The following is a 23,852-nucleotide window of genomic DNA, read 5'->3' as shown; positions in this document are numbered from 1 at the left end:
AGTCATCATGAGTCAAGTTATTCCCCATCTTTCTCCTGCCCGTCGCAATTGGCAGCGCTTCAAGCGCAATCGCCTGGGATACTGGAGCCTGATTGTATTTGTGGCACTGTATGTGCTGAGCCTGGCCGGGGAAGTGATTTCCAATGACCGGCCGCTGGTGGTGCGTTATGAGCAGCAATGGTATTTCCCTTTACTCAATGAGTATCCGGAATCCATCTTCGGCGGCAATTTACCTATTAAGGCCGACTACCACGACCCGTTTATCAAGGCACAACTGAGCAAAGCGGGCAATTTTGCCATTTATCCGCTCAACCCTTATTACTACGACACACTCAACTATTTTTCCAAGGCCGAGCATTATCCTGGCAAGCCGGATGATGAAAACCTGCTAGGTACCGATATTGCCGGTTATGACATTCTGGCCAGGCTCATTTATGGCTTCCGCGTCTCAGTCACGTTTGCGCTGGGCCTGACTGCGGTTGGTGTGGTGCTGGGTATCTTTTTTGGTGCTGTGCAAGGCTATTTTGCTGGCAAGACCGACCTGGTGATACAGCGCCTGATTGATATCTGGGGCTCCATGCCGGAGTTATACCTGCTGATTATTTTTGCCTCGATTTTTGATCACAGTTTGCTGTTGCTGTTTGGCTTGTTGTCGCTGTTCGGCTGGATCACGTTGTCTGACTATGTCCGCGCCGAGTTTTTGCGCAATCGCCAGCTTGAATATGTGAAGTCTGCCAGGGCGCTGGGCTTATCCAACACACAGATTATCTGGCGCCATATTCTGCCTAACAGCCTGACACCGGTGATCACCTTTTTACCGTTTCGTATGAGCGCCGCCATTATGGCGCTGGCCAGCCTGGATTTTCTCGGCCTGGGCGTGACTGCACCAGCGCCCAGCCTGGGGCAGTTGCTGCTACAAGGCAAGGAAAACCTCGATGCCTGGTGGATTGCACTGTCTTCTTTTAGTGTGTTGGTACTGACGTTGCTGTTACTGACTTTTACCGGCGAGGCGCTGCGTAATGCGCTGGATACCCGCATTTCTGATGCCAGACAAGGCGGGACGTTGTAATGACACAGCCATTATTATCCATAGAGAATTTCTCGGCCCGTTTTGACCAGAAAACCGTAGTTGAACAACTGAACCTGACCATACAAGGCGGCGAGCGGCTGGCACTGGTAGGTGAGTCTGGCTCGGGTAAAACCGTGACGGCACTCTCGATTTTAAAGCTGGTCGAAGCGGCGCAATTGAGCGGCAAGATCGTGTTTAACGGCGAAAACCTGCTGCAAAAATCCGCACGTGACATCCAGCGTGTACGTGGCGCCGACATTGCCATGATTTTCCAGGAGCCAATGACGGCACTCAATCCTTTGTTCACCATTGGCGAACAGATTGTGGAAACCATTATTGCGCATCAGGCCTTGTCACGTGCTGAAGCAACACAGAAAACGCTGGAATTGCTCACGCGCACCGGCATCCGCCAACCAGAAAAAAACATCAACAGTTATCCGCACCAGTTATCGGGCGGCCAGCGCCAACGCGCCATGATTGCCATGGCCTTGTCTTGCAAACCCAAGCTGCTGATTGCCGACGAGCCGACCACCGCACTGGATATGACCATCCGCGCACGCATTGTCAAATTACTGATTGAACTGCAGGAAGAAGACGTGCGTGCAAATGGCACGCAGGGGATGGCGATCCTGCTGATTACGCATGACCTCAACTTGGTGCGTAAATTTGCACACCGGGTGGCGGTCATGGAGCGTGGCCGCCTGGTGGAAACCGCCGATACGCAAACCTTGTTTGCGCAGCCGCAACATCCTTACACCATCAAGCTGATTAACAGCATCCCCGAGCGCAATGTGTTACCGGTGGCCAGTGATGCTAAAACCTTGCTGGAGGCACGCAAACTGCGCGTGGAGTATCCATTGCCCCGCAAAGGCTGGCGTGGTTTGTTGCAATCGCACAGCTTTACTGCCTTGCATGGCGCAGATGTGACGCTGCGTGAAGGTGAAACTGTGGGCATCGTCGGCGAGTCAGGCTCAGGCAAGTCGACACTGGCGCAGGCTGTGCTCAACCTGATCAAGGTCAAGTCGGGCACCATCGAAGTTGATGGCGCACCGCTGTATCAACTGAGCAAGCGTTTGCAGCGCGAAATGCGCGCCAGGTTGCAAGTGGTGTTCCAGGATCCGTTCGGCTCATTGTCACCGCGGCAGACCGTCCGCCAGATTGTCGGCGAGGGGCTGGAGTTGCATTTTCCAGCGCTGACTGCCGAAGAGCGTTACACACGCATTGTGCAGGTGCTGTCCGAAGTAGGCCTCAGTGCCCAGGTGCTGGATTCTTACCCACATGAGTTTTCTGGCGGCCAGCGTCAGCGTATTGCCATTGCGCGCGCATTTGTGCTGTCACCCAAAGTCGTCATTCTCGATGAGCCGACTTCAGCGCTGGATGTGTCGATCCAGAAACAGGTGCTGGAATTGCTAGTGAGCCTGCAGAAAAAGTTTGGGCTGAGTTATTTGCTCATCAGCCATGACCTGACCGTGATCCAGGCACTCGCGCACCGCGTGTATGTGCTCAAGGATGGCGAAATCATTGAGTCCGGCGATACCGAGCAAATCATACACACGCCACAGCATCCTTATACACAGTCACTGGTGCAAGCCTCGCTTTAATCAAGATAAAAACAATATGCATATTCGATCCAATCACTCTTTATTGCCCTGGGCCTTGCTGATGGCGCTGTCTTTTGTGACAGGTGTCATGCTGCCTATGGATAGTGCTTTGTCTGCGCACGCCGTGGCTCAGTTTGGCGAGCCAAAATATCCAGCCGATTTCAAACATTTTGACTATGCCAATCCTGACGCCCCCAAAGGCGGCCAGATTCGTTTTGCCGTGATCAGCCAGAACAGCGGCTTTGATAAATTCAATCCATTCAGCCTTAAAGGCAAGCCAGCCCCCGGCCTGATTGAACAGATGTTTGAAACACTGACGGTATACAGCCTGGATGAGATCAATACCCAATATGGCTTGCTGGCCGACGACATCAAGCTGGCGCCGGATTTCAGTGCCGTGACGTTTCATATCAATCCGTCTGCCAAGTTCTCCAACGGTGACCCGGTCACGGCCAAAGAGGTCAAATATTCGTTTGATACCTTGACCAATAAAGAAGGTAATCCACGCTTCAAGGCTTATTTCTCAGAGATTAAATCACTGACGGTGATTGATGCACAAACCGTGCATTTTGAGTTTAAACGCAAGGGCAGGGATTTGTCGTTTGTGGCAGGCAGCCTGCCAATATTTTCGCCCAAGTGGGGATTGAAAGCGGATGGTAGCCGTGTGCCATTTAACAAGATCGGCCTCGAAATCCCGGTGGCCTCCGGGCCTTATTTAATCGAGCGCGCGGTCAGCGGGCAAGATGTGGCTTATAGACGCAATCCTGCCTATTGGGGTAATCAGGTGCCGTCACGCGCGGGCAGTTACAACTTTGAACGCGTGATTTACCGCATTTATAAAGACACTGACACCATGGTCGCCGCGCTGCGTGCGGGGGACTTTGACTTTTTGAACGAAAACAAAATGCGTTACTGGTGCTGCCAGTATATTGGCAAGCGCTTTGATGAAGGCGAACTGGTCAAGGAGCTGGTGCCGCACCAGAATCCGGTTGCCATGAATGGCTGGATTGTGAATCTGCGCCGCGAAAAATTCCAGGATCCGCGCGTACGGCTGGCCTTAAACTACGCCATGGACTTCGAGTTTATGAACCAGAAGATCTTTGATAACGAATTCAAGCGTGTGAATAGCTATTTTGCCTATAGCCCATTGGCGGCCAAGGGTGTGCCCAGCGTGGAAGAGTTGGCAATTTTGGAGCCCTACCGTGACCAGTTACCGAAAGAGGTGTTTGGCCCCATGCTGGAGCAGCCGAATACAAAACCACCTGGCAGTATCCGCCAAAGCCTGACCAAGGCGCTGGAATTGTTAGGCCAGGCTGGTTGGCATAACCGTGATGGCGTGTTGCGTAACGCCAAAGGCGAACCGTTTGTGATTGAGGTGACTTTTGCTAACCGCGGGCAGACGCCTTATATGGATCCCGTGTGCTTGAATATGACCAAGCTGGGAATGATAGTCGTCAAACGGGTAGCGGATGCGGCCACCGCGCGCAGCCAGATGAGTAAGTTTGATTATGATTACACGACCATTGCATTACGCGAGGCCAGAATGCCTGGTGCTGAGCTCTGGCGTCAGTTCAACAGCAAGGATGCTGATGTCCCGGGCTCGGAAAACGTGATTGGTGTGAAGTCGCCGGTGCTGGATGCGCTGATCCAGAAGCTACTGGATGCCGATAGCCAGCATGAACTGGAAATAGCCGCACATGCACTGGACCGCGTGCTGGTGCATAGCCATTACGTCATTCCGTGGCGCTACCTGACCAAGCATTACATGATCTATCACCAACGTTTAAAACGCCCGCAAGTGCTGCCCAAGTACTACGGTGCGCAAGAGTGGGTGCTTGCCTACTGGTGGGATAGTCATGCAGCCATACCAACGTCCTCGCATTAAAAACAAACATGCATTCTGTGTGATTACTCACATTCTCATGGGATGCGAGGGTGATGCAATTTGACCTATTTTGAGATGACATCCGGAGAGTCATATGACACAACTATCTAATCGACATGCCCCACATCAAGTGGCTTCAATCTTTATTGACCGCTGGTCACCACGCGCCTACACCGGCGAGACGATTGATGACGCCACTTTGCTCAGCCTGTTTGAAGCCGCGCGCTGGGCCCCCTCGGCCAATAACTCGCAACCCTGGCGCTTTATTTATGCTAAAAATGGCTCTGCACACTGGGACGATTTGTTTGCATTGCTCAACGAGAACAACCAGCGCTGGGTCAATCGCGCCGCTGTGCTGATTGCACTGGTTTCCAAAAAGACACATGTGCGCCCGGGCGAGACGGCAGCATCGCCATTAAAAAATCATTCTTTAGACGCAGGTGCGGCATGGGCCAGCCTGGCTTTCCAGGCCTATCAACTGGGCTGGCGCACACGGGCGATTGGTGGCTTTAACCGTGATGCTGCGCCAGAAGTGTTAGGCGTGCCAGAAGGTTACCAAGTAGAAATCCTGATTGCCGTTGGTAAACAGGCGGATAAGTCTGTGTTGCCAGAAGACTTTCATGAGCGCGAGCAGCCCACGCCAAGAAAACCGGTTGAAAAGTTTGTTGCCGAAGGCAAGTTTAGCTTTGCAGAATAATCATCCTGTGAAAGGTTAATAGTGTGTCTTCGTTTTGCGAATACTTCATGCATCATGCCTTGCGGGTAGGCCGCCAGGCATGGCCTGCGTGTCGCCCCAATCCTCCGGTCGGATGTGTGCTGGTGAAGGAGGGCAGGGTGGTCGCGAGCGGCTATACGCAGTCACCTGGGCAGCCGCATGCAGAAGCCATGGCGTTGTCCAAGGTGTCAGGTGACCTGTCTGAGTTGACGGCCTTTGTGACACTGGAACCGTGTGCATTTCATGGTAGAACGCCGTCGTGTGCGAAAACGCTGGCAGCCAGTGGCATTAAACGGGTAGTCATCGCCACGCTTGATCCTGACCCTCGTAATGCTGGCGCAGGTGTTGATATTCTCAGGGCGGCAGGTGTAGAAGTGACTGTTGGCGTACTTGAGCAACGCGTGCTTAAAGATATTGGGGCATATCTTGCTGTGCCTGTCAGTCAACAGAAACGTATGGATTAGTCCTTTAGGATGTTGAGTGCTGCTACGGCCATGGCGCTCCCTATCTCACGTCGATTTATGCAGTATCGTTTTTCACAGGCATCTTGTAGTTGTAATAACAACACTTAAAGTAGGGGAAATGTTTGCAGGGCAACAATGCTGTTGCATTTGCGGCTTTTCTTGCTGGTGTGTCTACATTTGTTGAATGTTTAATTGTTTTTAATATTCATATAGATAGCACTATTTATCACTTCCAAGCTAACCCGTAAAACAGTTGGCACGGAACATGCCAATACATCTTCGTAGGTGCATATTTGCAACGGGCAGGCACAAGCTGCTTGCACAACGAAGGAGAAACATTTTGGCTAATCAATTTTATTGGCAATTACCCACTTCAGGCGATGCGCGCTATGGCAATGCGACTAGGCAGCGCCGCGGCGAAGCCTCTGATCCCAACTATCCCGTATTCGGTAACGGCGTGACTGACCCGCGTCGCAATGCGTTCAGTTATTTCGATTACATCCACCAGGTCACCAAAGCGGCTGACCTTTCCGGTTTTAATGGCATTTTTATTCCAGATAATCCGGATGGCGAAGAGCCGTGGATTGTCGCGGGCTATGTCGCACGCAGCACGCAGCGTTTGAAATTGCTCACCCAGTTTGATGCTTCACGCGGTTCTGCTGTCTATGCGGCCAAAAATGCGGTCAGTTTCCAGCGCTATACCGGTGGCCGGTTTGCCTGGCATATCACTGAAGGCAGCCAGGACGAGCGCATCCGCAAGCAATTGGGTGACTTTGTCCCCAAACAGGATATTTTGGCGCGCATTGATGAATTCATCACCGTGGCAAAAGGCGTCTTAACGACCTTCCCGTTTAATTTTGTCGGACGCTTTTTTGAAGTGCAGGATGGCGGTTTTCAAGGGCCTTTGTCTGACCGTCAAGTGCCAAGCATTTATTTGGGTGGCAACAGCACAGCTCAGCTTGAGCTATCCGCAAAGCATGCAGATGTGCATGTGCTGGATGCAGTGGAACATGATGCCATTGCGCAGCAAATTGCCGCGTATCGCCAGATTGCACAAGGCCGGGCAGTCGACTTTGCCTTGCGCATAGACGTGCTGGCCCGTGAAACGCGTGAAGAAGCCCTGGAGGATGCCAAACGTTTCCTGAATCAAACCGAGGCTGCTATCCCCGCCGATGACTCTCCATTGTTGTGGCCAGGCTTCTCTGAGCAACATACGGGCGCCAAAGCTTCACTGATCGGTAGCTATGACGAAGTGGCGGCCGCCTTGGCGGCCTACGCACATTTGGGCGTGACGCAATTTGTACTGGCCGCCGTGCCGCATTTTGAAGAGGCTTATCGTGTAGGCACGCATGTGTTGCCGCTGGTCCGCCAGTTAACTAATCCTGCGCAAAAGCAAGCCGCTTAGGACTTATAAGGAGAAAATAATGAGCATAGATGTTTTTTGGAGAATTCCAACCCATGGCGAGCCAGGGTCACACCGGGCGCGTGATCCCTTCCGTGGAGACTGGTTTCCTGGCAATGACAACAAGACCTTGAGTGGTCTGGGTGGCGGAGGTGACGATGGCTTCACCTACATCGACTACCTGGCAGAAATTGCACGTGCCGCTGAAATTTCCGGCTTCCAGGGCGGTTTGATTCCCTCTTTCCCGAATACGGATGAACCTTGGGTTATTTCTGCATTCCTGGCCCGCGAGACGAAAAATTTCCGCTTCATGATTCCGTTCCAGCCTGGGTTTCTTAACCCGGTGGTGGCTGCGCGCATGACTGCCAGCCTGCAACGTGCAACCGGTGGCCGCGCCTTATATAACATTATTACCGGTGGTGGCGGTCCTTCACAATTATGGTGGGGAGACCCGGTCAAACATGATGACCGTTATGGCCGTACCACTGAGTTCCTAGATGTGCTTAAAGGCATCTGGGCAGGTGGCCCGTTCTCCTATAATGGCCAGTTCTACCAGGTCGAAGATGCAGGCCTGCCAGACCCGCTGTCCAAAGAAGAGTACCCGGAAATCTACTTCTCAGGCTCTTCTGATGCCGCGCTGGCTTCGGCTTCCAAGCATGCGGATTACTACCTGTCATGGCTGGAGCCTTTTGACTTGATCAAAGACAAATTTGCGCGGGTGAAAGAGCGCACCGATCACCTCGGTCGCAAGATCAAGTGCTCCATTCGTGTCGATATCGTTGCGCGTCCAACCGAGGAAGAAGCATGGCGCGAAGTCAGCCGTGGCTTTGAGAATATTCCGAAAGAGATACTGGATCGTTACAAAGCACAAAACGCCGGGGATTCCGTGGGTGCCAGCCGCCAGCGTGGCCTGAGACCGCAAACCATTAACAGCTACAAAGACTTTATCCTGTCGCCCAATATCTGGACGGGATTCAGCTTGCTGCGCGGTGGCCAGACCTTGGGGATTGTCGGTAGCTATGAGAATGTCGCCGCCAGACTGGATGAGTTGGTGCAACTGGGTACAGATGCCTTTATCCTGGCCAGTACGCCGCATCTGGAAGAAGCGTATCGTGTCGGTGAAGAAGTGTTGCCGCTGGTACGTGGTAAATCAGGCGCGAGTAATTTGCGCGCAGTGGCTTAAGTTAACACGCTGGCAAACAAAGCCCTCATGCACAGCTTGCATGGGGGCTTTTTGGTATGAGTGAATAGTGAGAAAGTGTATATGGCATGACTGCCAAACTGATTGTAGATGCTAATTACAGGTTTATTGCGGCCTACCAGGAGGTCAACGCCAGAATTGCGCAACGTCAGCAAGCGCTGGCATTGTATGTCACGCTCACAGTCAGCTTGCTTGCCGCCCTCGTAGCACTGAAACCAGGCGAGGGGGCCAGCCAACTGCCCGTTGAGTGGCTGGTACTTGGTTTCCCTGTCTCGTCGACATGTCTCGCATTTTTGAACTACAAGGCTGAGCGGGCGATCACTAATTTGAGGGCCTTTTTGTCTGAGCTTGAGCGACTGCAAAACGCACATATTGAATTGCCCAGCTATAACACGGATCCAAAATGGGCGATGGGTGCGAATAAGGCCAGACGGTTTCATGATTACGCTGCGGCAGTATTAGTGGTTGGCGGCAATACGATTGGCCTGGGCGCCGTGTTAAAAATTTATCCTGAACACATGGCAGAGCACCATGTCGTGGTTTGGCTTTCTGTAGCGATTGCCATCGGTTCACTGCTGGCATTGTTATTGATTCCACGCTGGCGTTACAGGCCCGGTTGAATCTAAAGGAATGCATGAGCATTGACACAATACAGGCCTATTACTCAGCGAGAGCACGCGAATATGATCGTGTTTATTTAAAACCGGAGCGCCAGGCAGACCTGAGAAATATTGAGCACTGGTTGCCATCGGTGTTTAAGGGCCATTATCTGCTTGAAGTTGCTTGTGGCACGGGCTATTGGACGCAGTTCTTGGCACCGGTTGTTCAAGCATTACTTGCTATTGATGCATCGCCTGAGACACTCGCGATTGCTAATGAGCGCGTTCAGATATCACATGTACAGTTTGTGATTGGGGATGCCTATCATCCCCCAGTGCGTGAAGACGATTTTTCTGCCGCCTTTGCTGGATTCTGGCTTTCTCATGTACCACGTGAACGGCTTGGTTTATTTCTCCATCAACTCCATGCCTCGCTAAAACAGGGGGCACGTGTCGTGTTTCTGGACAATCGATATGTTGAGGCTAGTAGCACGCCGATTAGCGAACCAGACGCTTCAGGCAATACTTATCAGCTACGTCGTTTGGAGGATGGTTCTACACATCGCATACTGAAGAATTTTTTTACCGAGCAGGAGCTGCGAGGCGCGGTGAGTGCTTCGGCCAGCCAGGTTCGCTTTCATGCATGGCAACACTTTTGGGCACTTGAATATGTGCTGGCTTAGTATTCGAGCTTTTTGACTATTTCACCTGACAGGCCATGTAGCATTAAAAAATGACATATGAGATTAAACCTATAAGCGAGCATGACATTGATGGTTTTGCCGCTGCTGTAGATAGTGTTGCCAGAGAGCTTAAATACCTGTCTTTCACAGAAGGACCGCCGCATGAGATGACCGTTAATTTCGTGAGGAAAAATATTGCCGGACATTGGCCGCATTTTATTGCACTTTACAACCAGCAAGTCGTGGGTTGGTGTGATATTGCCTCACTTGATCGGCCGGTGTATGCACATGCAGGCGTGCTCGGAATAGGCGTGGTGCGCGGACATCGGCAACAGGGAATTGGCAAACGTTTAATGCAAGCTGCGCTGGAAGCTGCATGCGCGTCCGGTTTAACCAGGATTACATTAACAGTAAGAGAGCATAACGACGTTGCCATTAAGCTCTATGAACAATTTGGCTTCTTAAAAGAAGGACTTCACATCAATGCTGTGAAAGTTAATGAACACTATGAAAACTATATTTCAATGGCCTTGTTGCTCTAAACATATTTAAATTGCTAGGAGATGTATCCAATGTCTAATCCTCCCAAACACACTGCAAGTGACTTTCACCCGGAAGCGTTAAGGTTGTTTGATCAATTTGTACACGGTGACATAGACCGGCGTACATTTATCTCTAAAGCTGGCAGATTTGCCGGTGCATTTACGGCCGTCGGCTTGCTGGAGGCCTTGACCCCAAAGTTTGCCTATGCCCAGCGCATTGCGGGTAATGATGGCCGTATCCAGGCGCAGTATGTCGAAGTCGAGTCGCCCAAGGGCTATGGCAAAGTCAGAGGCTATCTGGTCAAGCCGGTCAACATCACTGGTAAATTGCCAGCTGTCCTGGTGATTCATGAGAATCGTGGGCTGAATCCGCATATCGAAGATATTGCCCGCCGCGTGGCGCTGGAGAACTTTATTGCTTTTGCGCCTGATGCGTTAACGCCGCTGGGCGGCTATCCGGGGGATGAGGATGCTGCGCGCGAGTTGTTTAAAAAGCTGGATCAGCCTAAAACCCAAGAGGACTTTGTGGCGGCATTTCACTGGCTGGCACAATTGCCTGAGAGCAATGGGCGAGTGGGGGCGATTGGTTTTTGCTATGGCGGCAGCCTGAGCAATCTTTTGGCGACGCGATTACCAACGTTGGCCGCAGCCGTGCCTTTTTACGGTAGTGCGCCGCCATTGGAGGCCGTGCCTGCCATCAAGTCACCATTGCTGATTCATTTTGCCGAGCAGGATGAGCGTGTTAATGCCAGCTGGCCGCCTTATGAACAGGCGCTGAAATCTGCGGGTAAAGCATATCAGGCCTATCAATATGCGGGCACCCAGCATGGGTTTAATAATGATACGACACCACGTTATGATGAGGCCGCCGCTACGCTGGCCTGGCAACGCAGTATAGACTTTTTTAACCAGCACTTGAGAACATCAGCATAAAAAAGCCAGCCCTGGTAAGCGGCTGGCGGGAAAGTAATAACAGTGGGCAATTGCCCACTTTTTTGTATATATGGTTAGCTTCTGCCTAAGAAATCCTGTTTACCAACATCCACACCGATATTGCGCAAAATGGCGTAGGCGGTGGTCAGGTGGAAGTAAAAGTTGGGCAAAATGTTATTCAGCAGATGTGGCTGGCCTTGTACGACGCGAACTTCGGTGCCACGCGGGATAGAGATTTCCCTGGTTTCCTGGCCATCAATCTGGCTGGCTTCCAGTGCGGACAAGAAATCGATGGATGCTTTGATCAAGGCTTGATACTCGGCAAAGGTGGTCAGTGGCAGGGCAAATTTTGGGGGNGGCAGGCCAGCCAGTCTGGCGGAGTAGCTGGTGGCATGATCCGCCACGCGCTGCAATTGGCGGCCAAAGGTAAACATATTGGGATAGAGGCGGGTTTCCAGCAGCACGCTTTGTTCTATCTTTTTTTCTGTGGCAAACGCAGCGGCTTTGTCCAGAATATGGGACAGATTGCCGAGAAACTTAATAAAGGTCGGGACGGATAATTGATATAAAGAAGTGCTCATTTTTTAATCACCATAAAGTGGGGTTGAAGTTAGGCTCAGGCAACGGCCAGATGCCCTTTGGATTGCAGTGAAAATAGTCGTGCATACAGCCCTTGCACGGCGAGCAGCTCGGCGTGATGGCCTCTTTCGATAATATGGCCGTGTTGCAATACCAGGATCATGTCTGCATTCATGACCGTGCTCAGACGGTGCGCGATGATGATGGAACTGCGGCCTGACACCAACTGCTCCAGGCCTTGCTGCACCAGGTGTTCTGATTCAGAGTCCAGTGCGCTGGTGGCTTCGTCCAGAATAATCAGCTGCGGATTTTTAAGAATGGCGCGGGCAATCGCCACGCGTTGTTTTTCGCCGCCAGACAGTTTAATACCGCGTTCACCGACCCGTGTTTCATACTGGTCATCCAGATGCTGTATAAATTCGTCAGCATGTGCTGCAACCGCTGCGGCAATCACGTCCTGGTTAGTCGCACCCGGTCTGGCAAAGGCAATGTTCTCGCCTATGCTGTCATTAAACAGGGCGACGTCTTGCAATACCACGCCCATCACGGCACGGATGCTGCGTTGCTGGTAATCCTTGAGGTCTATGCCGTTAATGAGGATGCGGCCTTCGGTCGGGTCATAAAAGCGCATCAGTAGTTTGACGATGGTGGTTTTGCCACTGCCGCTGGTGCCGACCAGTGCCAGTGTCTGGCCCGCATTGAGATGAAACGACACTTGATCTAAAGCACTGGTTTCTTTGCCAGGGTAACGGAAAGTGACTTGGTCAAAAGTGATGGTTTCCAACTGTTCCAGCACGATGGCATCAGGTTTGTCTCTGTGTTCTGCTTCTACATCCAGCAGTTCCACCAACCGCTCGGCACTACTCTCGATTTCACTGGCCTGGTTTACCTGTCTGGCAATCGGGCCGATAGTGCTGATCAGGCTTTGGCTCAAGGTCAGCACCAGCAGGATATCACCTGTGGTGTAAGCGCCTTTGAGCGCACCATTGACAGTGAGGGCTACTGCGGCAAACACGCCAAACGTATTCACCACATTGAGGCCTTGTTCTGACTTCCATTGGGTTTTATGCAGGTTGTCTCGCACCACGCGCCATTCGGCCTGGGTGGTGTCATAGCGTTGTTTCACTGCCGGTTCGCCGCCAAAGCTGCGTACGGTGGCAATGTTGCCAACCATTTCTGCCAGCAATCCGGTCATCCGGCCTGCCAGGGCTTGCCAGCCACGGCGATACTGGTGTGTCCAGCCTACGGTGCGGTAAGACACCCAGAAATTGATGGCCAGCACCCCGGCCATGATCAGGCCAATGACGGGCGCCTTGACCAGCAGCACGGTGATGATAAACAGCATTTGCAGGATGCCAGAGAGGGTGCCTTCAGTGAGCGAAGACAGCCACATGGTGATGCTGGTAATGGTGCCAAAGCGATCCATGATTTCGCCGACACGGGTTTTTTCAAAGTAATCAATCGATTTTTGCGTCATGTTATCGAACACGCGCTGGCGGAAAGTGCTCACGGTATCCAGCCACAAATCATCGGCCTGCTTGTTCTGGATCGCGCCGAATATCACCACCCCCAGGCGCAAGGCAAAAAATATCCCGAGTAATACGGTCACACTCCAGGTGGCTTGTTGCTGAGTGATAGTGCCTGACAGCAGGTGTGCAATGACATCAACAATCATCTTGTACAAATACGGGGTGGCGGTATTGATAAATCCCAATGCGGTACCGACCAGGATCACCCCAATGACTTTCCCTTTATATTCGGGAATAAACTGAATGGCACGCCATACGTTTTGCATAGTTAACTCTCTATTCTTTCGCTATGACCAGGGTTGTCCCTGATCCAACTGAAAGACTAATCAAACTTCGTGCCATGATTTTTGCTAATCAAAACAATGGGCTTCGAAGGCTTGATGATTTCAGGTGTTGTGAATGAAACACTGCACGACTATCGGCTGTTTGCTTGGCAACAGTATTGACTAATATGCCTGTACGAGGTTCATGCAGGTCATGCCAGTTTTTACTAACCCGGGTGCGCGTTATGGCGGATGATTGCATGCACAATCTAAGGAGACTTGAAATGGGAAGTTTTAGTATTTGGCACTGGCTGATTGTGCTGGCAGTGGTGACTATGGTGTTTGGCACCAAGCGGTTGCGTAACCTGGGCGGCGATGTGGGTGGCGCAGTTAAAAGCTTTAAAGAAGCCATGAATGAACAGCCCGCGGCGATAGAAGACCAATCCAAGCATGTTTGAAGTTGGTTTTTCCGAAATCATCGTCATCGTGGTGGTGGCGTTGATTGTGATTGGTCCGGACAAGTTGCCTAAGCTGGCCCGGACCTATGGCTTGCTGTATGGCCGGGTGCAGCGCTATATTTCTGGGGTCAAGCAGGATATTGACCGGCAGGTGGCGCTGGATACCATGAAAAAAGCCACAGCAGATGCGCAGCAGAAACTGCTGAGCATGCAGGCCAGCCTGATGGAAGTGCATGCCGAAATTGAAGACATGGTCATTGCGCAGCCTGTTGCCAAGCCAGTGCCTGTCACCGAGGTGGCTTATGTTGAGTCTGCGCAGGCAGAGCCTGTGACTATCAAATAAATGCATATGACACAACACGATACCCTCAGCCATTTTTACGAGCTGCGTACGCGGTGTATCCGTATCCTGATTGGCTTGTTGCTCGCAGCGATGTGTACCTTGCCGTTTGCCAATGAACTGCACCAGTTTTTTGTGGCGCCATTGCTCAGCCAACTGCCTGCAGGCGGCAAGATGATTGCGACTTCAGTGACGTCGCCTTTCATGATTCCGCTCAAAATTGCCTTGTATGTGGCCTTTGTCCTGAGCCTGCCCCATACCTTGTACCAGTTATGGAAGTTTGTGCAGCCCGGCCTGTATCCCAAGGAGAAATTGATTAGCGTGATGGGTGTACTGGCCAGTTTGTCACTGTTTATGCTCGGTGCCTGTTTTGCCTTTTATGTCGTTATTCCGGTCGTGTTCAAATTTATTATTGGCAGCGCCCCGGCGGGGGTGGCTGTGATGACGGAAATCGGTAATTATCTGGACTTCCTCATCTCCATCACGCTGGCATTTGGCGTCTCTTTCCAAACCCCGATTGTCGTAGTGGCGATTGCCTATATGGGCCTGGTCGAATTGAATACGCTGAAAGAAAGCCGTGGTTATGTGATTGTTGGTGCATTTGTGATTGGTGCCATTTTTACACCGCCCGATATCATTTCTCAGTGCATGCTCGCCATCCCGTTATGGCTGTTATATGAGCTGGGGTTGCTGGTAGCTCGTGTGTTGATTTACCGCCGCAATCGCGCAACGCTGGCGGCGTTACCCGGCACTTAAATGAATGGATGATTGAGGCGATGTGAAAAAAAGAGGCCTACTTTTGGCCTCTTGCTCTTTGTAAGGTATCAATGGGGCACTCGCCAAACAGTTCACGGTAATAGCGTGAAAACAGGCTCATATGCCAGAACCCCCACTTGCTGGCCACATGCGCGATGCTCGAAACATCTTTTGAGGCATTGAGCAACTCAATGCGGATACGTTGCAAACGCACATTGCGCATATAGGTCACTGGCGTAATGCCCAGCACACGGATAAAGGCGTGATTGAGTGTTCTGCGGCTCACTTTCAAGACCTTACACAATTCCTCTATCGTCAACGGAAAGCCGGGATTGGTTAAAGTCGAGCTGCGGACGCGGTTCACAATATAGCGTGGGATACGGTAGTCGAAATGCGGGTGCGTATTTTCACTGGCGTGGAATAGCGCATGCAAACAGGCTGACATCAGGTCTTCTTCAAAGCTTTCCCATTTTTGCCGGTTGTCCAGGTTCTGTTCCTGTTCGGCACCAAATTGCAAACCATAATGCAAAGTGCTCAGCAGCAGCTTGGCCACATTTGCCGGTAATAACTCCACCGGTTTGATCGCGCCCATGACCTGACCAAAATTCATCCAGTCTATTTTCTCTGCATAGGCTTCCAGCCGTTTGGCCGGAATCACCGCCACGGTAATTTCTGAAATGGTCGATGTCCTGAAATACAGCTCGGCATTTTTATCCAGCGTAATCAGTGAGTTGACCCGCACGGGTAGCAATCCCCAACTGGCTTCGCCTTCGACCACCGTGGTGAGCCCGATCACATAAGAGTCTTGCGGTGCACTGGCAATCTGGTCCACCGCCCGGTTCATGGTTTCAGTGAAAATTTGAATCCCATTACAGCTCACACTGTTCACTGCCCCTGAAAAAACACCTTTGCTCAGTTGCGTATAGTCTTGCGACCAAAACGGCAAAGCATCAGCCTGTTCAAGCACATCACCAGTATTGCGTTTCACCAAGTGAAAGTCAGGGCTGACCAGCTGGTCCAGCCCCAGTATTGTTTCTCTAAACCCCATTTTAATCGCTCCTGATATTCACCGCTTTAGAGAGTGCGGTGGGGATATCCATGAAAGTCCATTTATATAAATATTCGGACTAAATTCATTGTTTTTTATTATTTTTATTGCTTTTTAGGCCTTAAACACCCGGTTTTATTATTTTTTATGACAGAAAAACTGCCTGTCAGTGCCACTTTAGAGCGGAAATGTCCAGATGGATAGCAATAAACGGCAAAACACGCATGCTTTTTCTGCATTTTTCCGCAGCTTTGCCAATTCTTGCTACATCGCTTTCTGCATCGCCGCTATTGTCACATCGCTTCAAATTGAAATGAATCAACTAGCCGCTAGTGCTAGGCAGGGGGATATCCACGAGTGACCGTGGTGTTTGCATCATGACAAACAATGTTACAAAACACCAGTCACGACACACGGTTGCGCGTCTTCATTTCCCCGCCTTTCTTTCTAGCCTGGTTGTTAATCAACACTAAAAAATCAAAGAGCGATGAGAGAGGAAATCTATGCACGAGGAAAGAAAGCGCCAGTTTGGCGCATGCTTGTTATTTGCCCTGCTTACCAGCCAGGCACACGCAGAAGAGGTGATTGGTCTGGGTAAAGACGGTCAGGCTGAGCCAGCTGCATCCCCGCATCATTTCAATGGCAATGTGGGCATTTATAGCGATTATTTGTTCAGAGGCATTTCGTATGGCCGTGGCCGTGGCGCGTTTCAGGCGGCCGTGGATTATTCACATGATAGTGGCTGGTTTCTGGGCTTGGGCTATACCAATGTCAATAAAGATGCGATTTATGGCAATACCTATGAGATCGATCTGTATGGCGGCTTTAAAAAAACCTTTGCTAACGATGCCACAGTGACCGCAGGCTTTATTGAGTATTACTATCCGCAAAACCGGCACTATGTCGGCCAGCATCCGCATGTGGCAGAAGCCAATATCGCTGTCGATTACCATCAGTTCAATCTCAAATACTCACACTCACTGACAGACTGGTTTGGTGTGAACACGGTATCCATGGGGCACGCCATGATAGGCAATCACGAGATGGGCGAGGGTGGCTCCAAAGGCAGTCACTATGTAGAGGCGAGTTACACCACACCATTAGCCAATACCGGCATCAACTGTGTGTTTCATGTCGGCCACCAGGTGGTTAAAAACTATTACATCGGCAATTACACCGATTATTCGGTTGGCCTCAATAAAGATTTCAGCATCGGCAGTGTGAAAGGCTGGAACGCCGGTGTCAGTTATGTGGCGATTGATGCCAACGATGACTGGTACACCGCTGCGGATGGCTATAAAACCGCCCAGAACAAGTTTTTTGGCTATATCCGCCTGAATATGTAGTTCGCGTTCTAGCCCGCCAGCTGGCTTGCCAGGCCGGCTGTGCACGATTTATAGCCCCTTCCAGATATCTCCGACATGTCCTTCATAAGGAAGGGGCTTTTTTCTCAATAGTAAAAACTGGCATGACTTGGCCTTCATAAAACGTTCACAAAAGGGATATGCCGATTTTTGCTAAAGCCCGCTAAACAAGATCGCTATATTCATGCTTCATTCAAAACAAAGCTTAGGCCAACAGGCCAAAGGAGGAAATATGAGTATGAACATAGGGACTGCTGCCATCAGTCATGCGTCCCAAACTTACGCAGCTGAGACCTGTGTCCCTGATGCGTATCATTTTTCAAAATCACAATCGACCGGTACGCACTTCATCATGATGCTCACCGCGATTGCCGCCGGTGTGTTTGCCGGTCGCGTCATGCATAGCGCGATGTCGGTGGAGATGGCGCTCACTGGCTTGTTTGTGTTGCTGGCTTTTGTCGGCGGCTTGCTGTCTACCTGGTCTCCTTGCGGTTACTCAAGTTTAAGTTTATTGAGACCGGCAGGCCGCTACTCATTCGGCTCGGTTGCCCGTTGGGCGCCTACCTTTTTCACGCATGCCGTGGGCTATGCCATCGGTGCTGTGGTGCTCGGTGGCGCGCTGGGTGGTATCAGCTGGTTGTTGTTTGCCGACGTGCCATTGCAGTACTCGGTGATCGGCCTGGCAGCGCTGGCGATTGGTTACGGTTTGCACCAGTTCGGCTTTTTGAAAATGCCTTATCCGCAACGCCGTGCGCAAGTGCCACATGATGCACGTTTCCGCTTCCGTTCCTCTGTGATTGGCCTGCTGTATGGCTTCTCGCTGGGCATGAACTACCTTACTTATGTGCAAACGCCGATGCTGTACATCGTCACTGGCGTGGCTTTGCTCAGTGGGGGTGTCAAGGCAGGCATTGCCGTGATCGCCGTATTCAATATCGGTCGCTGCTTGCCAGTGGCAGTTAACTTCTTACCTGTTAAGGATCAGTCGGTTCAAGCCTGGTTGGCCCGTTGGCAGGAAAGTGCAGTTGAAGTTGATGGTTTCCTGTTATTGGCGATCGCTTCAGCAGCTTTAATGCTGGTGATGCTGTAAGCCGGTAGCAACACCAGACGCAATAGCAAGTTCTATCCATTTAAAAATATTAGGAGGATTTATGACAACATTCGATCATCCATCGATGATTCGTCAAGCTAAGCCGACAGGCTTGGCGGGGGGGCTGGTTTTGGCCGCACTCATGCTATCCAGCAGCCTGGCCATGGCGGATGCAACGCCAAACCAGCTCGGTTCAGAGATCACTGCCAAGTTGCAGGACGAGACTTCTATCTCGATTGCACCACCCAGTGATGCTAAGCGCGTCTATGTGCTGGATCCAGGTAACTTCCATATGACATCTACTGTTTATTCGATAGATGGCAAATCCAGCAAGCTGCTCGGCATGACTGATGCCGGTAAATTGCCTAACGTCATGGTGGCGTCAGATGGCAAGTTTTTAGCCATCGCCAATACCATGTATTCCCGCGTGGCACGTGGCAAGCGTGATGACTATCTGGAGTTAATTGATACCAGAACGCATGAGCCGATTGCCGATATCGATATTCCTGAAGGCCGTTTCCTGACCGGTGTGTTCGAGCGTACGGCGGGCTTGAGTGTGGATGACAAGCACCTGCTGTTCCAGCAGTTCTCACCTTCACCTGGTGTCGGTCTGGTGGACCTGGAGAAAAAAGCCTTCGTGAAAATCATGAATGTGCCGGATTGTTACCATATTTTTCCAACGGCAAACCAGAACTTCTTCATGCACTGTAGAGATGGTTCTCTGATGCAGTTCACCTATGACAACAAGGGCGCTACCAAGCAGAAGCCAACCAAGGTATTCCATACTGAAAAAGAGTATCTGCTGAATAACCCTTACTACTCAAACTCAAATAACCACCTGGCCTGGCCGACGTACGAAGGCAAGATTTTTCAGGCGAAATTATCTGAGAACGGTGCCGAATTCATCAAGCCAATTGAAGTGTTCACCGACAAGGAAAAAGCGGACAAATGGCGTCCAGGTGGCTGGCAAACCCTGACTTACCACAAAGCACGTAATGAGCTGTATTTGCTGGCAGACCAACGCGAAAAATGGACGCACAAATTGCCTAGCCGCTATGTGTTTGTGGTTGATGCGACCTCCGGCAAACGCCTGCGTCGTATCGAGTTGAAGCATGAAATTAACTCTATCGCTGTGAGCCAGGATGAGAAGCCGTACTTGTACGCGGTGTCTGAAGAAGCGAAAACACTGTTCACTTTTGATGCTGTGAGCGGCAAGGCCTTATCCAGTATTGATGAACTGGGCCGTGCACCTTCCATGATTTTCATTGCGGATAAGTGAGATCGATATGGACTCGATGGTGAATGATCCTACCGTTGCGATATTCGCGTCATTGTTTGTGGCGCTGATTCTCGCAGCAGCAGCAATTCCCAAGCTCCGCAGTCAGGATGAGTTCCTGGGCGTGGTGGCCAACTACAAGCTTTTGCCAGGGTTTCTGGTCGCACCTTTTGCCAAGTTATTGCCATGGGTGGAACTGGGGTGCGCAATCGCCTTGCTGGTGCCGTCACTGCGCACAGTCGCCGCCTGTGTGGCTGCCGGGCTGTTCATGCTGTTCTCTTTCGCCATTGCGGTGAATGTCGGCCGTGGCCGCACCCACATTGATTGTGGTTGTGTACGCCGCCCGACCAGCATGAGCCGTATCGGCATGTTTCACGTGCTGAGAGCCTTGGCCCTGGCTGGAATGAGCTTGTATGTCGCTGCGGTGCCGTTGGAGATAGCGAGCATCAGCGTGGAATCAGCCCTGACTGCATTGGCTTCGGCCGTCATGCTGTCACTGATTTACATGGCGGCAGACCTGATGGTTGGCTTTCCAGCGACCAAACATAAATTAGAAATCTATAAAGGAAATTCAAATGACTAGTGGAATCTTGATTGCATCAAATGTGCTGTTGTGGGGAGCATTTTTGGCATTGGCAGCATTAATGCTGGGCGTGATCCGTCAGATTGGTTTGTTACATGAACGTTCAGCACCGCTGGGCGCCATGATGATAGACCACGGTCCGGATGTCGGCGAACGTTCACCGATTTTCAATGTGAACACCTTCGACGGCGAGCCTGTCCTGGTTGGCCGCTCCATCACCCCAGGTCGTCCTAGCCTGCTGATGTTCACCGGCCCCTCCTGCCCGATCTGCCAGAAGCTGTTGCCTATCATCCGCTCTGTTGCGGCGATTGAAGAAACAGATGTGGTGCTGATCAGTGATGGTACCCAGGCAGAACACCGCCAGTTCCTCAAAGATCACCCGCTGGATGGTGAGTTGTATGTGGTTTCTGCCGAGATTGGCATGCGCTACCAGGTATCAAAAGTGCCTTACGGCGTGCTGCTGGATCAAGACGGCAAAATCCTGGCTAAAGGCCTGTGCAATACCCGAGAGCATGTAGAAAGCCTGTTCGAGACTATCCGTCATGGCCATTCAACCTTGCAGAACTACCTCAAGGATGAAAACACTGCCCCTAAATTTAAACAAGTGACCGCGAACAAAGTGCATTAAGCGCTGGTTCACGTCTTGATTACGGAGAGAGTAAACGAAATGAAAAAAGAAACTGGGTTTGACTCAAAAATTGAGAAGCTGGCACGGACCACCGCCAGCAAAACCGGCCGCCGTGGCTTTATCGGCCGCCTGGGTGGCTTCCTGGTCGGTTCTGCCTTGTTGCCATTGTTGCCGGTAGACCGCCGCTCACGCCTGGGTGGTGAAGTGCAGGCAGCTACCACTGGCAACCTGACCAGAAGCGGCTTCAAGCCGCAGGACAAGGATCCTAAAGCGTGTGACTACTGGCGCCATTGTACGATTGACGGCAACCTGTGTGACTGCTGCGGCGGTACCTTGACCTCTTGCCCACCAGGCAGCAGCCTGTCACCAAGCTCATGGGTGGCCAGTTGTTACAACCCGGGTGATCAGCAGACTTACCTGATTGCCTACCGCGATTGCTGTGGTAAACAGACTTGCGGCCGTTGTAACTGCGTCAACACACAAGGTGAATTGCCGGTGTACCGTCCAGAGTTCAACAACGATATCGTCTGGTGCTTTGGTGCTGACAATGATGCGATGACGTATCACTGCACCATCTCACCTATCGTGGGTAAAGCAAGCTAATTGCGTAACGCATATTAGCGCTTGTTGTTAAAGAAAAATCAGTATGTGGTTTAGAAACTGGGTTCTAATCATAAGCACGCTGATGGTGGTGAATACTGCCTGGTCCGCCGATCTTCCTCCGAGGGAAAAATTCAAGCGGCCAGACAGTATTCCATCACCCCTGTCTAACCCCCTGACCCTGGAAAAAGCCACGCTGGGAAAAACCCTGTTTTTCGATCAGCGCCTTTCAAGGTCAGGCGGGATGGCTTGTGCCACCTGTCATTCACCAGACCAGCGCTGGAGTGATGGCCGCAACTTGCCGTTGCAGGCAGAAGGCGTCAGCAATGCCCGTCGCACGCCGACGGTATTAAACAGTGCCTGGTTAAGTGCACTCATGTGGGATGGCCGTGCAGCGACCCTCGAAGCGCAGGCTGTGTTGCCGATTACCACGGCACATGAAATGAATTTTGACCTCACCAGCCTGGTGGGGCGTTTACAGCAAATCCAGGGTTACCGACTTTTGTTTACCCAGGCTTTTGGCGATGACAGTATTAACCAGCAGCGCATCACGCAGGCACTGGCCAGTTTCCAGCGTACGCTGGTGTCGAATCCGGCGCCGTTTGACCGCTGGGTAGAAGGCGACGAGCAGGCCATCAGTGAGCAGGCCAAGCGTGGATTTGTCGTGTTTAACGATAAAAATAAAGCTAATTGTGCCGCTTGCCATAGCGCATGGCGGTTTACCGACGACAGTTTTCATGACATCGGCTTGCCAAGCAAAGATTTAGGTCGTGGTGCCAAAGTACCCGCGCAGGTGACCTTGATGCAGCATGCCTTTAAAACCCCGTCTTTACGTGACCTGTCGATTGAAGGGCCGTATATGCATGATGGTTCCATCCGTGGCCTGAAAACAGTGATCAAGCATTACAAAAGTGAAGCCATTCAGCGTGAGAGTCTTTCCAAGGATATGCAGAAGTTTGAATTATCCGATCTGGAAGAAAGTGACCTGATTGCGTTTATCCAAAGCCTGGATGGTGGTGCCTTGAATATTCAAGCGCCGATGATGCCACAGTAGTCATCCTGAATGATGGCAAAAAAACAGATGAAAACGCATGTGCCCTTAATGATGAATATATCGCGCAAACTCTCCACCTGGATTGGCATGTATGCCTTGCTCATATTGCTGGCGTTTTACCTGGCCAGCTGTAGCACGCCCAGTCATGCGCCCATGAGCCGTGCGAATAATCACATCATTACCAGTCATGCCATGACGCTATCTGACCATGAGTTCGCGCCTGTGGATTTTGTACCACAGCCAGGCGACACCATTACCATCCGCAACCGTTCAGATATTTCGCACAGTATTTATGTGACTTACCCGGACGGAACCATGGTGAATATGGGCGTGCAAACCCCGGGCACCACCGTACACTGGCAGGTGCCAGCGGATGCCAAAGGCGAGTTTGTGCTGCAATGCTGGATACATCCGATTATTCGCGCCAATTTGCTTATAAATGCGGCGAACACGTCTTCTTCTGTTTCTAAGTCTGACTTACCTAGGTTCACTCGTCAGGAGATTCTCGATGGCCGACAAAATATCTGTAGCAGCCGAAATCGCTGAGCCTGAACGGCGTAAGGTTTTTCGCAAGATTTTCCGCCAGTTAGGCGCGGCGACCGTCATTACCATGTTTGGCAAAGCGGTACTGGATTCGCGTCCGGCGCGTGCGGCCAACGTGCTGCGGCCACCAGGCGCCTTGCCAGAGCTGGAGTTCAATGCCGCCTGTATCCGCTGTGGTCTGTGCGTAGAAGCCTGCCCCTATGACATTTTGCACCTGGCCAGCTGGAGTGATCCGGCGCCCACCGGCACACCTTATTTTGTCGGCCGCAATGACCCTTGCCGCATGTGTCCCGATATCCCTTGTGCGCGTGCCTGTCCGACGGGAGCGCTCAGTCCCTTGCTGACTGATATCAAAAAAGCTGATATGGGCGTCGCGGTGCTGGTCGGGCATGAGACCTGCCTCAATTACAAAGGCCTTACCTGCAGTATTTGTGTGCGCGTATGCCCGATTATTGGGGAAGCCATCTCGTTAAAGCCGATTAAAAACGAACGCGGTGTATTGCAGATTCCTACGGTAGATAGCAGTAAGTGCACCGGCTGCGGCACCTGTGAAAAACACTGCGTGCTATCTGAGGCGGCCATACGCGTGTTGCCGCGTGAATTGGGTTTAGGCGTTGAAGGTGCGCAATCGGTGGGCCGCTGGTAAG

The 23,852-nt window shown here is 51.5% G+C and carries 26 protein-coding genes; 23 read left to right on the top strand and 3 right to left on the bottom strand.

The features are described from left to right. The first annotated feature begins 7 nt into the window (after positions 1-7). The 11 genes from MET42_RS0111835 (at position 8) to MET42_RS0111785 (ending at position 11,094) form a co-directional block, all read left to right on the top strand. Positions 8-1,069 carry an ABC transporter permease gene (locus MET42_RS0111835; RefSeq protein WP_019883236.1) on the top strand — a complete coding sequence of 354 codons (1,062 nt, stop codon included), beginning with the start codon at positions 8-10 and terminating at the stop codon, positions 1,067-1,069. Beyond that, positions 1,069-2,670: an ABC transporter ATP-binding protein gene (locus tag MET42_RS0111830; protein ID WP_019883235.1), complete on the top strand. Its 1,602-nt coding sequence runs from the start codon at positions 1,069-1,071 to the stop codon at positions 2,668-2,670. The genes MET42_RS0111835 and MET42_RS0111830 overlap by 1 nt, the downstream gene beginning before the upstream one ends. Positions 2,671-2,686: 16 nt before the next feature. Next, positions 2,687-4,555: an extracellular solute-binding protein gene (locus MET42_RS0111825; protein WP_019883234.1), complete on the top strand. Its 1,869-nt coding sequence runs from the start codon at positions 2,687-2,689 to the stop codon at positions 4,553-4,555. A 94-nt stretch (positions 4,556-4,649) separates the two neighbouring features. Then, positions 4,650-5,252 carry a nitroreductase family protein gene (locus MET42_RS0111820; protein WP_019883233.1) on the top strand — a complete coding sequence of 201 codons (603 nt, stop codon included), beginning with the start codon at positions 4,650-4,652 and terminating at the stop codon, positions 5,250-5,252. A gap of 23 nt (positions 5,253-5,275) precedes the next feature. Further along, on the top strand, positions 5,276-5,734 hold the full coding sequence (locus tag MET42_RS0111815) for a bifunctional diaminohydroxyphosphoribosylaminopyrimidine deaminase/5-amino-6-(5-phosphoribosylamino)uracil reductase RibD (protein WP_232411543.1): 459 nt from the start codon (positions 5,276-5,278) through the stop codon (positions 5,732-5,734). A gap of 340 nt (positions 5,735-6,074) precedes the next feature. After that, complete coding sequence (locus tag MET42_RS0111810; protein WP_019883231.1) at positions 6,075-7,139, top strand: LLM class flavin-dependent oxidoreductase; 1,065 nt, start codon at positions 6,075-6,077, stop codon at positions 7,137-7,139. A 19-nt stretch (positions 7,140-7,158) separates the two neighbouring features. After that, entirely contained in the window at positions 7,159-8,319 is a 1,161-nt protein-coding gene (locus tag MET42_RS0111805; protein WP_019883230.1) for an LLM class flavin-dependent oxidoreductase, read from the top strand. 86 nt (positions 8,320-8,405) lie between these two features. Then, entirely contained in the window at positions 8,406-8,957 is a 552-nt protein-coding gene (locus MET42_RS0111800; RefSeq protein ID WP_019883229.1) for a hypothetical protein, read from the top strand. A 14-nt stretch (positions 8,958-8,971) separates the two neighbouring features. Beyond that, positions 8,972-9,619, top strand: a complete 648-nt coding sequence (locus MET42_RS0111795) for a class I SAM-dependent methyltransferase (protein WP_019883228.1) — start codon at positions 8,972-8,974, stop codon at positions 9,617-9,619. A 50-nt stretch (positions 9,620-9,669) separates the two neighbouring features. Then, positions 9,670-10,161 (top strand): GNAT family N-acetyltransferase, encoded by a 492-nt coding sequence (locus MET42_RS0111790; RefSeq protein WP_019883226.1) that lies wholly within the window; start codon positions 9,670-9,672, stop codon positions 10,159-10,161. A gap of 30 nt (positions 10,162-10,191) precedes the next feature. Then, entirely contained in the window at positions 10,192-11,094 is a 903-nt protein-coding gene (locus MET42_RS0111785; protein WP_019883224.1) for a dienelactone hydrolase family protein, read from the top strand. A 74-nt stretch (positions 11,095-11,168) separates the two neighbouring features. Here MET42_RS0111785 and MET42_RS0111780 read toward each other — a convergent pair whose 3' ends face one another. After that, positions 11,169-11,675 (bottom strand): DUF1993 family protein, encoded by a 507-nt coding sequence (locus MET42_RS0111780; RefSeq protein WP_019883223.1) that lies wholly within the window; start codon positions 11,673-11,675, stop codon positions 11,169-11,171. Positions 11,676-11,710: 35 nt separating this feature from the next. Beyond that, positions 11,711-13,468 (bottom strand): ABC transporter ATP-binding protein, encoded by a 1,758-nt coding sequence (locus MET42_RS0111775; protein ID WP_019883222.1) that lies wholly within the window; start codon positions 13,466-13,468, stop codon positions 11,711-11,713. Between the two features lie 281 nt (positions 13,469-13,749). Here MET42_RS0111775 and tatA point away from each other — a divergent pair, with 281 nt between their 5' ends. From tatA to tatC, 3 genes are read left to right on the top strand one after another with little or no spacing between them, the layout of a single operon-like run. After that, on the top strand, positions 13,750-13,923 hold the full coding sequence (tatA, locus tag MET42_RS0111765; RefSeq protein WP_019883221.1) for a Sec-independent protein translocase subunit TatA: 174 nt from the start codon (positions 13,750-13,752) through the stop codon (positions 13,921-13,923). After that, entirely contained in the window at positions 13,916-14,266 is a 351-nt protein-coding gene (tatB, locus tag MET42_RS0111760) for a Sec-independent protein translocase protein TatB (RefSeq protein WP_019883220.1), read from the top strand. Before tatA ends, tatB begins: the two co-directional genes overlap by 8 nt. Further along, positions 14,267-15,019 (top strand): twin-arginine translocase subunit TatC, encoded by a 753-nt coding sequence (tatC, locus tag MET42_RS0111755; RefSeq protein ID WP_019883219.1) that lies wholly within the window; start codon positions 14,267-14,269, stop codon positions 15,017-15,019. 37 nt (positions 15,020-15,056) lie between these two features. Here tatC and MET42_RS0111750 read toward each other — a convergent pair whose 3' ends face one another. Beyond that, the gene (locus MET42_RS0111750) at positions 15,057-16,067 is read right to left on the bottom strand and encodes a helix-turn-helix domain-containing protein (protein ID WP_019883218.1); all 1,011 of its coding nucleotides are present in this window, start codon (positions 16,065-16,067) and stop codon (positions 15,057-15,059) included. A gap of 503 nt (positions 16,068-16,570) precedes the next feature. Here MET42_RS0111750 and MET42_RS0111745 point away from each other — a divergent pair. The 9 genes from MET42_RS0111745 (at position 16,571) to napG (ending at position 23,851) form a co-directional block, all read left to right on the top strand. Then, positions 16,571-17,413, top strand: a complete 843-nt coding sequence (locus tag MET42_RS0111745) for a TorF family putative porin (RefSeq protein WP_019883217.1) — start codon at positions 16,571-16,573, stop codon at positions 17,411-17,413. A gap of 250 nt (positions 17,414-17,663) precedes the next feature. Next, a complete protein-coding gene (locus tag MET42_RS0111740) occupies positions 17,664-18,521 on the top strand; it encodes a methylamine utilization protein MauF (protein ID WP_019883216.1) in 858 nt (285 codons plus the stop codon). 61 nt (positions 18,522-18,582) lie between these two features. Further along, on the top strand, positions 18,583-19,800 hold the full coding sequence (mauB, locus tag MET42_RS0111735) for a methylamine dehydrogenase (amicyanin) large subunit (RefSeq protein ID WP_029512424.1): 1,218 nt from the start codon (positions 18,583-18,585) through the stop codon (positions 19,798-19,800). A gap of 7 nt (positions 19,801-19,807) precedes the next feature. Then, positions 19,808-20,380, top strand: a complete 573-nt coding sequence (locus MET42_RS0111730; protein ID WP_019883214.1) for a MauE/DoxX family redox-associated membrane protein — start codon at positions 19,808-19,810, stop codon at positions 20,378-20,380. Then, positions 20,373-21,008, top strand: coding sequence for a methylamine dehydrogenase accessory protein MauD (gene mauD / locus MET42_RS0111725; protein ID WP_019883213.1), 636 nt, complete (start codon positions 20,373-20,375; stop codon positions 21,006-21,008). The genes MET42_RS0111730 and mauD overlap by 8 nt, the downstream gene beginning before the upstream one ends. Positions 21,009-21,047: 39 nt before the next feature. Further along, the gene (gene mauA / locus MET42_RS0111720; RefSeq protein WP_019883212.1) at positions 21,048-21,611 is read left to right on the top strand and encodes a methylamine dehydrogenase (amicyanin) small subunit; all 564 of its coding nucleotides are present in this window, start codon (positions 21,048-21,050) and stop codon (positions 21,609-21,611) included. Between the two features lie 43 nt (positions 21,612-21,654). Next, positions 21,655-22,662: a tryptophan tryptophylquinone biosynthesis enzyme MauG gene (gene mauG, locus MET42_RS0111715; RefSeq protein WP_232411540.1), complete on the top strand. Its 1,008-nt coding sequence runs from the start codon at positions 21,655-21,657 to the stop codon at positions 22,660-22,662. Positions 22,663-22,710: 48 nt separating this feature from the next. After that, a complete protein-coding gene (locus MET42_RS0111710) occupies positions 22,711-23,208 on the top strand; it encodes a methylamine utilization protein (protein WP_232411538.1) in 498 nt (165 codons plus the stop codon). Then, positions 23,171-23,851, top strand: coding sequence for a ferredoxin-type protein NapG (napG, locus tag MET42_RS0111705; protein WP_019883209.1), 681 nt, complete (start codon positions 23,171-23,173; stop codon positions 23,849-23,851). Before MET42_RS0111710 ends, napG begins: the two co-directional genes overlap by 38 nt. Position 23,852: the final 1 nt, after the last annotated feature.

The organism is Methylophilus sp. 42, from assembly GCF_000384155.1.
Taxonomy (GTDB): Bacteria; Pseudomonadota; Gammaproteobacteria; order Burkholderiales; family Methylophilaceae; genus Methylophilus.
This window is presented reverse-complemented; position numbering and strand designations above follow the sequence as displayed.